General features: G+C 33.4%; 17 protein-coding genes. 7 read left to right on the forward strand and 10 right to left on the reverse strand.

Annotated features, from left to right (window positions below):
• Nucleotides 1–155 precede the first annotated feature (155 nt).
• From VB796_RS23820 to VB796_RS22945, 3 genes are all read right to left on the reverse strand, one after another.
• Nucleotides 156–350, reverse strand: coding sequence for a transposase (locus VB796_RS23820; RefSeq protein WP_416233535.1), 195 nt, complete (start codon nucleotides 348–350; stop codon nucleotides 156–158).
• A gap of 4 nt (nucleotides 351–354) precedes the next feature.
• The gene (locus VB796_RS22940) at nucleotides 355–948 is read right to left on the reverse strand and encodes an IS5 family transposase (protein WP_323348934.1); all 594 of its coding nucleotides are present in this window, start codon (nucleotides 946–948) and stop codon (nucleotides 355–357) included.
• A 163-nt stretch (nucleotides 949–1,111) separates the two neighbouring features.
• On the reverse strand, nucleotides 1,112–1,519 hold the full coding sequence (locus VB796_RS22945) for a VOC family protein (protein ID WP_323348935.1): 408 nt from the start codon (nucleotides 1,517–1,519) through the stop codon (nucleotides 1,112–1,114).
• A gap of 49 nt (nucleotides 1,520–1,568) precedes the next feature.
• Here VB796_RS22945 and VB796_RS22950 point away from each other — a divergent pair, with 49 nt between their 5' ends.
• The 5 genes from VB796_RS22950 to VB796_RS22970 all read left to right on the forward strand — a co-directional run bounded on the left by VB796_RS22950 (nucleotide 1,569) and on the right by VB796_RS22970 (nucleotide 6,422).
• On the forward strand, nucleotides 1,569–3,353 hold the full coding sequence (locus VB796_RS22950) for an ABC transporter ATP-binding protein (RefSeq protein WP_323348936.1): 1,785 nt from the start codon (nucleotides 1,569–1,571) through the stop codon (nucleotides 3,351–3,353).
• 158 nt (nucleotides 3,354–3,511) lie between these two features.
• Nucleotides 3,512–4,345 (forward strand): ABC transporter ATP-binding protein, encoded by an 834-nt coding sequence (locus tag VB796_RS22955; RefSeq protein WP_323348937.1) that lies wholly within the window; start codon nucleotides 3,512–3,514, stop codon nucleotides 4,343–4,345.
• A gap of 67 nt (nucleotides 4,346–4,412) precedes the next feature.
• A complete protein-coding gene (locus tag VB796_RS22960) occupies nucleotides 4,413–5,228 on the forward strand; it encodes a hypothetical protein (RefSeq protein ID WP_323348938.1) in 816 nt (271 codons plus the stop codon).
• 2 nt (nucleotides 5,229–5,230) lie between these two features.
• The gene (locus VB796_RS22965; RefSeq protein ID WP_323348939.1) at nucleotides 5,231–5,593 is read left to right on the forward strand and encodes a GntR family transcriptional regulator; all 363 of its coding nucleotides are present in this window, start codon (nucleotides 5,231–5,233) and stop codon (nucleotides 5,591–5,593) included.
• 148 nt (nucleotides 5,594–5,741) lie between these two features.
• Entirely contained in the window at nucleotides 5,742–6,422 is a 681-nt protein-coding gene (locus VB796_RS22970) for a hypothetical protein (RefSeq protein ID WP_323348940.1), read from the forward strand.
• On the opposite strand, the gene VB796_RS22975 is transcribed toward VB796_RS22970, so the two are convergent.
• The 7 genes from VB796_RS22975 to VB796_RS23005 form a co-directional block, all read right to left on the reverse strand.
• Nucleotides 6,406–7,479 (reverse strand): hypothetical protein, encoded by a 1,074-nt coding sequence (locus tag VB796_RS22975; RefSeq protein ID WP_323348941.1) that lies wholly within the window; start codon nucleotides 7,477–7,479, stop codon nucleotides 6,406–6,408. The two genes, VB796_RS22970 and VB796_RS22975, sit on opposite strands and share 17 nt — an antisense overlap.
• Before the next feature lie 68 nt (nucleotides 7,480–7,547).
• Nucleotides 7,548–8,042 carry a GNAT family N-acetyltransferase gene (locus VB796_RS22980; protein WP_323348942.1) on the reverse strand — a complete coding sequence of 165 codons (495 nt, stop codon included), beginning with the start codon at nucleotides 8,040–8,042 and terminating at the stop codon, nucleotides 7,548–7,550.
• Nucleotides 8,043–8,266: 224 nt separating this feature from the next.
• Nucleotides 8,267–8,728, reverse strand: coding sequence for a GNAT family N-acetyltransferase (locus VB796_RS22985; protein ID WP_323348943.1), 462 nt, complete (start codon nucleotides 8,726–8,728; stop codon nucleotides 8,267–8,269).
• A 71-nt stretch (nucleotides 8,729–8,799) separates the two neighbouring features.
• A complete protein-coding gene (locus VB796_RS22990) occupies nucleotides 8,800–9,285 on the reverse strand; it encodes a GNAT family N-acetyltransferase (RefSeq protein WP_323348944.1) in 486 nt (161 codons plus the stop codon).
• Between the two features lie 57 nt (nucleotides 9,286–9,342).
• Nucleotides 9,343–10,125 carry a PhzF family phenazine biosynthesis protein gene (locus VB796_RS22995; protein ID WP_323348945.1) on the reverse strand — a complete coding sequence of 261 codons (783 nt, stop codon included), beginning with the start codon at nucleotides 10,123–10,125 and terminating at the stop codon, nucleotides 9,343–9,345.
• A gap of 34 nt (nucleotides 10,126–10,159) precedes the next feature.
• Nucleotides 10,160–10,642, reverse strand: coding sequence for a MarR family winged helix-turn-helix transcriptional regulator (locus tag VB796_RS23000; RefSeq protein WP_323348946.1), 483 nt, complete (start codon nucleotides 10,640–10,642; stop codon nucleotides 10,160–10,162).
• Between the two features lie 155 nt (nucleotides 10,643–10,797).
• On the reverse strand, nucleotides 10,798–11,766 hold the full coding sequence (locus VB796_RS23005) for a YheT family hydrolase (protein WP_323348947.1): 969 nt from the start codon (nucleotides 11,764–11,766) through the stop codon (nucleotides 10,798–10,800).
• 827 nt (nucleotides 11,767–12,593) lie between these two features.
• On the opposite strand from VB796_RS23005, the gene VB796_RS23010 reads away from it, so the two are divergent.
• A complete protein-coding gene (locus VB796_RS23010; protein WP_323348948.1) occupies nucleotides 12,594–13,502 on the forward strand; it encodes an AraC family transcriptional regulator in 909 nt (302 codons plus the stop codon).
• Between the two features lie 84 nt (nucleotides 13,503–13,586).
• Nucleotides 13,587–14,720, forward strand: a complete 1,134-nt coding sequence (locus VB796_RS23015) for a glycoside hydrolase family 88/105 protein (protein WP_323348949.1) — start codon at nucleotides 13,587–13,589, stop codon at nucleotides 14,718–14,720.
• Nucleotides 14,721–14,766: the final 46 nt, after the last annotated feature.

Here is a 14,766-nt window from a genome sequence, read left to right on the forward strand (position 1 = left end):
GCCTACTGCCGTTGATGATACTGCAATCACATGCGGGAAAGTAAATAAACCCCAAATACTATTAACATATCCCTTCTAATCAACATTAGAAGGGATTTTTGCGTTTTATAAAGTAGAGAAACAATTTGAAGTTATACTAAGAGTTTGTTTTGGAATTATATTCTATTGATAATCAAAGAGATAAATGCAATTTGTATCATAGCTTCTGATGAAAGTATCGTTTTTTCTACATCACGGAACAATCTTCGTCTAAAGCGGAACGCCGCCCGATTGAGCCATCCGAACGACCTCTCGACCTGCCAACGTCCCTTTTGGGGGATAAACCCTATGGTTGATTCTGGTTTTTGCATAACCTCAACTTTCCATGCGTAATTTGTTTCTACGTGTTCTTTGAAAGCAACCGCTTCGGCGGTCCGATTTATAACCCGAATCTGCCGTTATTTTTTTTAATCTCGGGACTTTACCACTCAATAAATCGACCGCTAAAATTCCCGCTTGATTATCTGAAATATTGGCTGCCGTAACTTTTATTGACCAAGGAAGTCCAAGGCTATCAACAAGTATGGTTCTTTTTCTACCATTTACATTTTTACCACCATCAATACCCGTTTCTTCATTTGTGAATTGAACTTTCTTAACACTCTGACTATCAATGGATAATAAACTTGGTGTGTCTTGTATCCCTTGTCTTTTTCGTTCATTTTCAACCATAGTATTCAAAATATTTTCCCAAATACCTCGCTCTTTAAACTGAGTAAAGTGATAAAATACTGTTTGCCAAGGTGGATATTTACTATCTAAATTTCGCCATTGAACACCGCCATTGTTGAGTGAAAAAATCGCATTGATGATAGTTCGTAAACTGTGTTTACGCTTTCTTTGGTCATAAATGATTTTATCAATAACTTGCCACTGAGAATCGGTTAATTCAGAAAAACTTGTCTGCAATATCTTGTTGTTTTGGTCGATAACAAGATACGCCGATTCTCACTTTTTAGCTAATATTTATAATTCCAAAACAATCTCTAAGATAAAGTAGCTGAAATGAGATTTGATAATTTCGTTAAGTTGTTAAATCGTATAGGGAAATATTTCTTTAAAAGCTATGATTTTAACTATTGTCGTTAAGACATTTATACTCTATTAAATCCCACAAATTGCCATATAAGTCTTCAAAAACGGCAACGATACCGTAAGGTTCTTTAGAAGGTTCTCTAATAAAATTGATACTATTTTCTCTGAATTTTTCATAATCTCTCTGAAAATTATCGGTTTCTAAAAATAAAAATACTCTTCCTCCTGTCTGGTTTCCAATGCGGTTTTTTTGTTCTTCATTAATGGCTTTTGCCAATAGTAAAGAACAGTTTGAGTCTTTGTTGGGTGTAACTATTACCCACCTTTTAGTTTCACTCAATTTAGTATCTTCCAATAATACAAAATCTAATTTCTCGATATAAAACGTTATTGCTTCGTCATAATCATCTACAACTAAGGCAATATGTGCAATTTTTCGGTTCATTTATTTATTCTTTGTTACTTTGTTATACATTACAGATTTAGATAAATTTATGCAAAACCCTTATATTTCCCTTTTAAAAATTGCATGGAAATACGCTCGTAAGGAACGTAAGCAATTCGTTTTGATTTATGCCTTATTCGGAATTGCTAACGTGATTTTTGCGATGTACCCTATTATTTTTGGACAATTTGTTAATGATATTCAGAAAGATAGCCAAAATGCTCTTTACCATGCAATGCTATATGCTTTGATTTATGTCGGTCTGAAATTGATAGAATGGATTTTTCATGGCCCCGCTCGTATTATGGAACGACAGTTGGCATTTAATTTAAGTCGTAATTATTTGCAAGAAGCCTATCATCAAGCCTTGCATTTACCCGTTAAGTGGCATCAAGACCATCATAGTGGGGCGACGATTAACAGAATAAGGAAGGCTTATGAAGCTCTTAAATATTTTTTCCAAAATGGATTTATGTATGTTCATGCTTTGGCAAAATTTGCTTTTTCATTTATAGCTATGTTCTATTATTCACCCGTTTTTGGAATAATCGGTATTATGATGGGTGTTTTAACGGTTTGGGTAATTTTTAGATTTGATAAACCTTTTGTGAAAACGTTGGAAGAAGTAAACGAAAAAGAACATATTATCTCTTCAACACTTTTTGATAGTTTATCCAATATTGTAACTGTGATTACTTTACGATTAGAGAAAAGTATGGAGAATGGTTTATTATCAAAAGTAAATGAAGTGCTTCCCCCTTTTCGGAAGAACGTGATTATTAACGAATGGAAATGGTTTGTTGCTGATATGTTGGTGGCTTTAACTTATGCAATTATTGCTTTTGGTTATGTAGATCAAAATTGGCAACCTAATACCGTTTTTTATGTGGGTGGATTGGTTACTTTGTTGGGATATGTTAATCAATTTACGAGTGTTTTCCATGATGTAGCCTGGCAATACACTGAAATTGTGAGATACAACACAGATGTACAAACCGCCAAAAGTATTCAAGAAGCATATACTGAAAGTCATCGGGCAGAAACTAGTATTGAAATTGCTAATGATTGGCGGAAAATCCAAATTAGAAATTTAAGTTTTTCACATAGAGAAATTTATGATGCTTCGCACGCACCGCAGGGTTTGCATAATGTCGCTATCAATATTGAAAGAGGAAAGAAAATTGCATTTATCGGTGAAAGTGGAAGTGGTAAAAGTACGTTACTTGCTATTTTGCGAGGACTTTATGAGCCTGAGTTGGGACTAAAGATGGTGATTGATGGAAATGAATATCAAGATTTACTTTTGCTGAATAAGATCGTAACTTTATTTCCGCAAGAGCCAGAAATTTTTGAAAATAGCATAGAATATAACATTACTTTGGGTTTACCTTTTGAGGCAGTAGATATTCAAGCAGTGACAGATTCTGCTCAGTTTTCGGAAGTTATTAAGCAATTGCCTAATGGATTGGAGTCTAAAATTCAGGAAAAAGGTGTTAATTTATCGGGAGGACAAAAGCAGAGATTAGCGTTGGCAAGAGGAATTTTAGCGGCTCGTGAAAGCGATGTTGTACTTTTAGATGAACCAACCAGTAGCGTTGACCCTAAAACCGAAGCAATGATTTACGAAAATCTTTTTAAGACTTTCAAAGATAAAGCGATTGTTTCCACTTTACACCGTTTGCATTTGTTGAGATATTTTGATTATGTTTATATTTTGGATAAAGGTGTTGTAGTGGACGAAGGTACATTTTTAGACTTGCGAAATAGCAGTCCAATATTTCAAGAATTATGGAAGCACCAAGAAGATATTCGAGAAGAAGTAAATCTTTTTTAAGTCAAAAATAAGCGTTATACGCAATGAGGTCAGCAAATTTTGCTGACCTTTTTTATTTATAGCGTATTAAAAAAAAAAAAATATCAATGATTTGTTTTATTTAAAATAAGTTATCTATATTTGTAGTGTACTATTTGTCTATTACACTAAAAAAAACTATGATACAAATCAAAAATTTATCTTTTGATTATGGGAAACGAAAACCCGTTTTCCGAAATCTAAACCTCACATTAACCGACGGAAATGTTTATGGACTTTTAGGCAAAAACGGTGCGGGAAAATCGAGCCTTTTGCGGAATATTGCGGGTTTACTTTTCCCAACGGCTGGCACGTGTACGGTGGATAATTTCAATTCACAAGAACGTTTACCTTCATTTTTGCAGGAATTGTTTTTTCTTCCCGAAGAGTTTCATACGCCTCCCGTAAAAATTAGCGAGTATGTGAATACTTACGCTCCTTTTTATCCAAATTTTTCTCGTCAGCAGTTTAAAGAATATTTAAACGAATTTCAACTTTCTGAAAATGAGAAATTTACGGAATTATCATTGGGGCAAAAGAAGAAAGCTTTGATTGGTTTTGCTCTTTCAACGAATACAAAAGTGTTGTTGATGGACGAGCCGACTAATGGTTTGGATATTCCTTCTAAAAGTCAATTCAGGAAAATTATTGCTTCTGTGGTGACAGACGAGCGAATTATTGTGATTTCTACGCACCAAGTTAGAGATTTAGATTCGTTGATTGACCCCATTATCATTTTGGATAATTCAGAAGTATTGCTTCATGCCAGTACGGAGGAAATTGCAGAGAAGTTGTGTTTCAAAAATGTTACAACGGTAACGAATCACGAGCAAGTTTTGTATTCTGAGCATTCGTTGAGAGGTTTTTCTATCGTGACAGAGAATACAGATAAAGAGGTTTCTAAAACCGATTTAGAATTGCTTTTCAATGCGACTTTAGCGAATCCAAGTAAGATAAAACAACTTTTTGACTAAAACATAATACAGACTTCGGTCTGTAGTTTTCACATTTACAGACTGAAGTCTGTGCTACTCGAAAAATATGAATAATTCATTTAACTATACACGGTTTTCTTTACTCGTAAAAAGACAATGGGTAGAGAATAAAAAACTCTTTTTGATGGCAAGTTTTGCCCTTTGGGGATTAGGCGTGATTTGCTATTCATTGGGTATAAATTGGGAAATGGGGCATATTTCTGACGCTGTTCAGCCTATGTATTTTATTGGAAGTTTATTTATTGGGGGGACTTTTTTTACCAATTATATCTTCAAAGATTTCTCAGACAAAAATGCTTCAACTAATTTTCTATTGATTCCGGCTTCGCATCTTGAGAAACTGCTAAGTGCTTGCTTTTATTGTTTTATTGTCCTTCCTATTGTGTTTTCAACCTTATTTTTTATCATAGACTATTTCTTTGTGAATTTTGCAAACTCAGTACACGAAAGTCTTGTTTTGAAAAACCATCTTCATGATGAATCGTGGAAAGATAATGAATTATGGTATCGTCAATTATTAGAAAAAACTAACATTGCCTTGAAATCAATTATTGGTGCTTGGTTTATTGCACAAACAATTATGATGATTGGTTCAATGATGTTCATTAGATGGTCATATATAAAAACGGCGTTTGTTGCTTTTGCCATTATTTTCTCTTTGGCAATATTATCAAATTATGTTTTTGATTTCTTTGTTGGTGAATTTGATAAATTAGCTGAAGGTAGTAAACGAGGAATATTCTTACAGGTAGAGCCAACAAAGGACTTCTTAAAAATGCTAACAGGCATAGCAATAAAATTTATATTTACACCCATTTTATTACTGATTGCTTTTTTGAAACTTAAAGAAAAACAAGTATAACGATGGAATTTAGAGATAATAAAGCCATTTACCTCCAAATAGCCGAGTTTATTTGCGAGCGTATTCTGCTAAAAGAATGGGCGGTGGGTGATAAAATTTCATCGGTTCGGGAATTGGCAGTTCAATTAGAAGTTAATCCAAATACCGTTGCGAGAACCGTTGAATTTCTCCAACAAAAAGACATTATTTTTACGAAAAGAGGTATGGGGTATTTTGTAGCAGACGAAGCCGTTGAGAAAGTAATAGCTTTTAGAAAAGATGATTTTTTACAAAATGACTTACCCTTATTTTTTAAAAATATCCAATTGTTGGGGATTGATTTTGAGGAACTTTACAAAAGATTTGAAGAGTTTAAAGAAAAGTAATTTGGGGTTGGGTTTTAGGTATTAGGGTTTTGGCTGTAATTAACTATATGGCTTTTAAGGTTGTTGAATAATCAAAAAATACACCACTAACCCCTAAATCTTAATACCTAATTACTAAAAAAATCGCACAATATTTAACAGAGAAATTATGAAAATATCTAATAAATTATTAATTGTACTTGGGATAGGCTTGATTTTGAGCATTGTTTCCTACGCTTATGTTTTGCGTGGAGCATATCAAAAAGCGGTAAAAAATCCAATATCGGCTGAAATAAAGGTACCTCTAAAATCAGTTCAGTATCTTAATCTTTCTTACAACAACGATATTACATTTAAGTACGGAAGTAAATTTGAAATTCAAATTGATAGAAGATTAGCGGATTCATTAAGCCTAAATTATAAAAATGATACACTCAATTTAGATGTAACCAAAATTGGTAGTATAACAATATTTTTACCTAATTTGCCAATTACACAATTTATTGACAAGAGTAAGCAAGAAGAGAATAATAAAGAAGCTGATTTTGATAATTACAAAACCGTTCATATTGATAGTAGTTTTAAATCAGGTAATTTTGTTGCTACTTTTCAAAAGAATGGCATTTTGAGATTTTATCAATGTCAGTTGGATAAAATTGACGTAAAAGGGAAAGGAAATTTAGCCGTGAATATCGACAAAAGTAAGGTAAAACAACTGAACTTGGACTTAGTGAAATTTTCTTCTTTAGAAATTAATCATTCGCAAATACAATCTAAAAATGTTGTTTTAGGGGATGATTGTAGCCTGAGTTTATTAGGAAAAGAAACAAATACTACTTTTTTGAAGTAAGCACTATCCACTCGGCAATAAGTGCCAAACGGTGAGCTTCGGAAGTCCACTGAATATGGAAAAGTGACGATGATGCTAATTTATACAGTAAAGGATTTTCGTAAGCGGTCAAAAAACCCGCAATGAAGAAAGGATAATTTGTATCAATGTCGTTGAGATTTAATTCCCAGTGGAACTGCTCAACGACATTTTTATTTTTCAAGCTGATTTCTAAAACGATTTTATCCATTAATGATAAATTCTTTTTCTGTAAATAATACAAAATGTCGTTTTCTAATTTTTCTCGACATATTTCTAATTCGGGAATATAAAATTTATTCATCAACCTCATAACATGATACATGATTAGTGGCGTGCGAGCGTATTGATGTGCAACCCGAAAAGGTTGTTCAATGTATTGATTTGAAAGAATTGTTTGTTGGATATATTTTAAGGAATCTTGTCCGTGTTCGTCCAATTCTAAATTATAGGATAGCAAGCAATACAGCATATTTGACAAGGCACAAACATCAAATTCGATGTACATGTTTTTGCCAAACCATGTTGAATAAGCTCTCAGATTTCTATATTCTGGAAAAGTATTTTTAACCTGCTTTTTGTAAAGATTGGAATGTTGTATGAGTTTGTTTTTGAGCCAGTTAGCTTCTTTTTTGGATTGGTTGGTTGTCAAATAAATCATGGCAGTGTCATCAATATCATCAGCGATTTTGAAGTAATTGAATCGGTGCAAAATATTACCATGAGGAAAATGTTGCGATGGATTTGTTTGGAAGAAATTGTAGGTGTTTAAGCCATCTTTATTTTTGAAAAGTGGATATGCTTTTTGGGCTTTTTGGGTAATTTTTTCGACTAATAATTGAGATTTTGGAGATAGTTTATCCTTAATATTATTGAGTGTAAAAACGGTAATTGCCGTAAAAAACACATTAGTATCTGGACGACGATAACGCCAAAAATCATTGCTCCGATAAGACTCAAAAATGCCTTCTGGAAAATACTTTCGGTCGGCAGAATCTTGTAAAGATGCAATTTTTTGTATGAGGTCGTCTGTGGTCATTAAGTAGGACAGGTTTCTAACCTGTTTCTGTTTTTAAATGTGACAGGTTGAAAACCTGTCCTACAAAACTATAAATATTTCACCATCGAATCTTCATCAGCGTATTCATTTTCTCCCATTTTAATAGCTTCTTTTTCAAAACTATACCTTTCAAATCCTTCTGAAAGATATAAGTTTTTTGCTCGTAAATTGCTTGAAATTACGGTTAAATAGATTTGTCGTAAACCATCGTCTTGTTTGGCTTTTTCGATTAAAGTTTGCAGTAATTTTCTGCCAAGTCCCAGACCTTTCGCTTTTTCAGAAACGTACATTCTAAAAACTAAACCTCGGTGATGAAGTTTCACGAATGAATCACGCTTAAAACCTACTGTTCCCAATAATTCCCCTTCATCCGAAAATGCTCCAAGCGTAAAACTTTTGAGATTGTCTTCCGTCGGGAAACTTTCTCCTTCCATATCCGCAGGCGTTAGTCTGAAAAATTGGGCTTCTTGAGTAACGGCTTTTTTCAGCAAATCGTAGTATGCTTTTATTTCGTGGGCTTCAGTTATGGTTTTTATAAGCATGGTTAAAATAGAACGGAATTATCTACAATTTGTCGCAAGACAAAATTAGACCACGGATAGAACAGATAAAACAGATTTACACTGATTTTTCTTTAAATTTATCCGTGTAAATCCGTTGAATCAGTACAATCTGTGGGCTAATTTTATTCTGCGACAAATTGTAGATAGTTCCGAAATAGCATTAAAGTGAGTAGTATTTCTGTTTACTCAATCATCTACAAATATCAAAGGGGATATTCCATTTTAATATCTGTGCGTTCGTATAAAGTTGCTCCTATTGGTATTTCAACAAAACCAAGATTTGAATACATCGTAATAGCTGGAATTAGTTTACGATTTGAGAGTAAATACAAACTTTTAGCATTTCGTTTTTTGGCTTCTTCAATGGAGAAAGCACACAGTTTTTTGCCTAAACCCAATCCTTGAGCTTTGGGAGTTACGCCCATTTTAGCAAGTTCATAAACTCCGTCTCCATCATGAATTAAAGCGGAAGTTCCGACAATCTCATCACCTAATTTTGCCAAAAAAATTTGTCCGCCATGATTGATAATTTCTTCGGGAGCGTCTAATTGCTCTAAATCGTGAGGCTCAACTTTGAAGAATTTTTCAATCCATTCTATATTTATTTTTTTGAAATCATCCTTGTAAGTGTGATGATATTCAATGATTTGTATTGATTGTTCCATGATTTGTAGGACAGTTTTATATCCTGTCAAAATTATATTATATACAGTTTGGAAGCCTGTGCAACCTTATGCTAAATTAATTTTTTCTCAAAAAAGTGTGTATCTACTGGCATGATTGGAAATACACTTGGTAAATTTTGTTTTTCGATAAGCGTAAACCCGTTTCTTTCATAAAACCTGATAGCGGCTTGGAGTCTTTCGAGTGTACCAAGATACACATTTGCTATCTGATTTTTTTGAGCAGATTCAACTAAAATATCTAATAATTTTTGGGCTATTCCATGTTCTTTTCCTCTAAATTCCTTCTTCACAAACATTTTTCTGATAGCCCCAATATTTTCATCACAATCAATCAAAGCGATAGTGCCAACAACTTCATTTTCGTGTATAGCTACCCAAAAATTCCCTTTTTTCTGTTGGTAAAAATTGGGAATATCCAATAAATCTTGCTGTTCATTTATGGTAATTGGTACTTGAAATTCCTTTTGTTGAATATTCAAAATCAAGTTTATGATTTGCTCAGTGTATTGATTTTCAAATGGTTGTATTGTAATCATAATTTTAGCGATATATTCTTGATGTTTCTAATTTACTTACGGACAAAGCTATCCGTATTATATTGTTATTTCTCCAATTAAATAGGGTGCTACTTTTCCTGCTATTTTTACTCTATTGCCAATTAATTGACAGGTTAAGTTTCCACCACGAGCTGATATTTGTCGTGCAGATAAAGTGTTTTTATTCAATATTTTTGCCCAATATGGTGTTAATGTTGTATGTGCTGAACCCGTTACAGGGTCTTCATTAACGCCTGCTTGTGGACAAAAAAAGCGAGATACAAAATCGACTTCATTACCTTTAGCGGTAACAATTACACCACGACAAGCTACTTCTACAATCTTACGAAAATCAGGTTTTAAGGCTTTTACGGCTTCCTCATTTTCAAGAATTAGTAGATAATCGCTGTTTCCTCTAAAGGTTTCTTTGGGGATGACTCCTAAGCCATCAATGAATGCTTGGGGAGTTTCTGCGGTTTGTAAATTATCCACAGGAAAATCTAATTCTAATAAATCACCTTGCTTTTCGACAGTCAAAATGCCACTTCGAGAATTAAATTCTATCAATGATTTTTGATAATTTTCGTACTGAAAAATCGTGTAAGCCGTTGCCAATGTTGCATGACCACATAAATCAACTTCTATGGTTGGCGTAAACCAACGAATATGAAATTTATCACCTTCTGGAATATAAAAAGCCGTTTCTGCAAGGTTATTTTCTGCCGCAATTTTTTGCATTAATTCATCGGAAAGCCATGCTTGTAGTGGTACAACTGCGGCAGGATTTCCACTAAAAACGGTATCTGTAAATGCGTCTAATTGATATATTTTCAAGTTCATATTTTATTTGGTTTACGACTTTTGGAAAATCGTGCTACATTATTTTATGAAATTCTTTGAAGCGTTCTAAGTAATTTTTTTCTGCCCAAACGTCTTCAATTTCTTTAATGGCAATCATAATATTGTGTTCTCTTTTATCAATAATTTCATCATTCATTGCCCTGATTTCTGCCCAAATTTTTTGTAAAATTGGGAGTAATGTTTTGCCTTTTTTCGAGAGTTTTAAATTTCGTTTTCGGGCATCTTCAGCTGATTTTTTGGAAATGATGAACCCTTTTTTCTCTAAATCTTTTGCAATTTGGATAATGGCTGGGTGTGTCACGTTGAGATTTTCAGCTAACTCCATAATACTTGCTTCCCCTTTTTGAGATAAATAATAAAAAAGAGGGAAAAATCTGGGTTCAAAATCTACATTGTAAAATTTGTAAACATCCAAAGTGCCTTGCATTCCAAAATCGCTTAGACGTTTCAGACGGCTGGCAAAAGCTAATGTTCCCAACTCTAATAATAAATCCATAAGATAGAAAAGGTTGTTATGATATTTGTGTAAGTAATTACGTAACTGATTACGCAAATTTTAAATTATTTTTTGAATTAACCAAAAAAGATTTCTAAAATTTGTAAAAGGAGGGAAGCTGGAAGTAGTCTGTAAATGAGGTATTGTATTGAAAATTAATGTGTTATGGGTGATTTGGCGAATTCAATTGTTCGATTGTCTCCCCAATATATTCCGTTGGGATTGGGTGCATAAAAGCCACAATGTCCGCCATGATTTGGGAACTCAGAGAAGATATAGTCAGATTTTTTGGCAATGTCCAACATGGCACAACTGTCTGATAAAACGGGGTCGTTTTGAGCGTTTAGTAATAACGTCGGCACTCGGATTTTGTCCACAACGTGCATGGCGGCACAGCTATTGTAATAATCTTTGGCATCTTCAAAGCCGTGCAAAGGGGCGATATAATAGTCTGTAAAATCGTCGAGATATTTGAATTTTGGGAATTCTTTAAGGATTTCATCATCAATTAATTCTGTACGATTTTGAAGAAACTTCAATAATTTACTCTTGAAACGCTCAGCGTAAAACCCTTTTTTGCCCATCGCATTTACACTTCCTTGCATATCCGTTGGCGAAGAAATAGCAATTACTTTTTTGATTTCAGCAGGGATTTTGTCGCTTTTTTCGCCTGCATATTTCAGTGAAATATTTCCACCTTTGCTGTATCCAACCAAAACGATTTCTGTATATTTTTTTAGGTTTAAAGTATGATTGATAACGGCTTCTAAATCATCAGAACTTCCATGAATCGTGATTTTCTCTAAGCGATTGTTTTCACCGCCTAATCCTCGATGATTCCAAGCCAAAGCGTCATAATTGGCTAAATTAAAGGATTTTACACCTCCTAAAAGATATGGGCGAGTAGAATTTCCAAGAAAACCGTGTGTGAAAATAGCGAGTTTTGTATTGTTTTCGGTAGGGTTCGACCAATCTAAATCTAAGAAATCACCGTCTGATAATTCTATGCGTTCACGGGTATAATTTACGCCATTTACTTTCCTAAAAACGCTTGGGAAAATGGTAGAAATGTGTTGGTTTTTCCAGATAAACGACGGTTGATAGGTAGATTGTATGATGGGCATTTTGAGATTGATTATGTTCAGAGAAATACGAATTAATCATAATTTTGGATATTTTCCAATATTTTGAATGGATAGATTCACCTTCAATATTGAAATTTAAAGGATTTTTCTGAACAAAAAAAGGTCTTAATTATCTAACAAAAGAAGAATTATAAATAACAGTTGCCGCCACAATTGATATTTTCTATTTCATTCTTTCATTTGATAACAAGACCAAATACAATTAATTAATTTTACTCAGTTGATAGGTTTATTTTTTTATAAAGCTCTTAAAATGAAGCTGATATGTTTGTGGTAATATTATTTTACCTATTTATTCTCAATTACATCAATTAGTTACCTGTTTGAAGAAGAAAGTATATTGACAAATTGTTTTTATATAACTGAATTTCTATTTTTGATAGAAAGTGTGCCAAATTTTAATTTTGATGTGGAAAAATAAATGAACTTTGGCTTCCTTTTTGATAAAATCAAGATACCTTGTTGATAATCCTTCATTTGAATAACAAATCAAATTTGTTTCAATATTTAGTATCAAAACAGACGAGTTTAATATGAGCGTCTTTTTGTATTGATTAATTTTTGAATCAAATATATTTATTTTTTGCCTCACAAAGTTAGCTCTACATTTTAGTTTCTGATTATCCAATAGTATCATTTGAATTATACGTTAATATCATTGTGAAATAAACTTGAGTATGGATGGTAAGCGTAAAATTGAGCGTATAGACGGTCGGGTTTGTACTTAATTTGCTGATTGTTGAAGGGTTGATTCCTCATTGATTTTGGATAGCGTTTCTGCTTAAAAATACCACTAACACAAAATTATGGAACGAATTATTTTACCACTTACAAAAGAAAAAATTTTAGAAGAGTACGTAGAAAGACGTATTTCTTTTACTACTGAATATGCACAACTCAATATTTTTGATACCACAAAAATTGCTGAGAAAATCACATATCAATACGAAAAACCAAGTATTCTGAGTATGGTTACTGGGAGGAAAGTTATCTGGAAAAACGCCGTTGAATCGTATGATTTTGTGCCAGGAGAAACATTGGTCATTCCAAGTTCTCAGAAATTGACGTTTGATTTTCCAGAGGCAAATATTGAAAACCCCACACAATGTCTTACTTTTTCTATTGACCCCTCCAAAATTATGGAAGCTGTCCATTTTTTTAATCAAAATACAATTCTTGAGAAGAAAACCTACTGCTGGGATAACGATAATAATCCAATACATCTTAATTATAACGAGAAGGTTCAAAATTTAATTAAAGGCTTAGTTCAGATATTTACAGAAGAACACCCCTCAAAGGAGATGTTTGCGGATTTGGCTATTAAGGATTTGATAGTAAGGTTGTTACAGTCAAATGCGAGGCTGATTCTGTTAGAGTCTAAAGAAGTTTTTGGGCAAGAAAATCGCTTAGCTTTTATTGTTAAATATATTCAAGAAAACCTTACGGAGAGTCTTACCGTCGATATTTTGGCAGATAAAGCCTGCATGAGCAAATCTAATTTTTTCAAGTGTTTTAAAAATACTTTTGGCATCACGCCATTAGAATATATACTGTCTGAGAAAATAAAATTAGCCAAAAAAATGCTTGCTCAAAGTAATTTGTCGCTTGATAAAATAGCCTTTGAAACAGGTTTTAGTAATGCTGCCTATTTAATTAGGCAGTTTAAGAAACATGAACAAAAAACTCCTGGAGAATATAGAAATACTTTACGGTAGTATCAGATATTTAAGAGAAAATTTAGATTATAAAAATGCTTTAAAGTGCTTTACTAAGGCATAATACTCTTAAAAGAAAAAGATATGAAAAAAAGAACAAATTTATTAACCGTAGTATTAATAATCATTGCACATTTTAGCTTTGCTCAAACGAAGGATTCATTCTTTAAAGATTGGGAAAAGGGAACATCACCTGTGGAAATAGGGAAAATCATTTCAGACCATTTTGTGGCATCTCCGCATGGTCATGGAGGAGGCTCAAATGATTTTAAATACATCGCTTATCCAGAAGTTTGTGCTTGGTATGGTTCTCTGACTTTTGCTCAATTAACTAAAAATACTGCTTTGAGGGATAGTTTGGTGAAACGTTTCGACAAATTGAAAACTGAAGAAACCAGCATGATAAATACTCCAAATCATGTTGACCATAGCGTTTTTGGGACGATTCCGCTTGAAATCTCGATGCAAGTGCCTAACCGAAAACAAGAAAGAGATTTAGGTTTGTTTTTTGCTGATGCTCAGTGGGTATCTCCTTTTAGTACCAATGGAAATCCGCAATCGCAAAAATATTATGAACAGGGTTTATCATGGCAAACTCGTGTTTGGATTGATGATATGTATATGATTACGATGATTCAAACACAGGCATTTAGAGCTACAAAAGACATAAAATATCTCAATAGAGCTGCCAAAGAAATGGGTTATTATTTGGATAAAATTCAACGCCCGAATGGACTTTTTTATCACGCTCCTGACGTTCCATATTTTTGGGGAAGAGGCAATGGCTGGATGGCAGCGGGTATGAGCGAATTGTTGCGAGTTTTGCCCAAAAATAATCCTGATTATAACAGAATTATGACTGGTTATAAAGTGATGATGAATAGTTTGTTGCAATATCAGGCTCAAGATGGAATGTGGAAACAATTGGTTGATGACCCACAATCTTGGGCTGAAACTTCTGGAACTGGTATGTTTACTTTTGCGATGATTACGGGTGTAAAAAACGGTTGGCTTGATGCTAAAACTTTTGGGCCTGCAGCAAGAAAAGGCTGGTTGGCTCTTATAAAATATATTAACGCCAACGGTGAAATCACGGATGTTTGCGAAGGAACTAACAAAAAGAATGACCGCCAATATTATTATGACCGTAAAAGAAAAACAGGCGATAACCACGGACAAGCCCCCATTTTATGGTGTGTTTCAGCTTTTTTAAGATAGAATAATTGTAGAGACGTTGCCTGCAACGTCTTTTTTATTTATTTCG

Source organism: Arcicella sp. LKC2W (assembly GCF_034931005.1).
Classification (GTDB): domain Bacteria; phylum Bacteroidota; class Bacteroidia; order Cytophagales; family Spirosomataceae; genus Arcicella.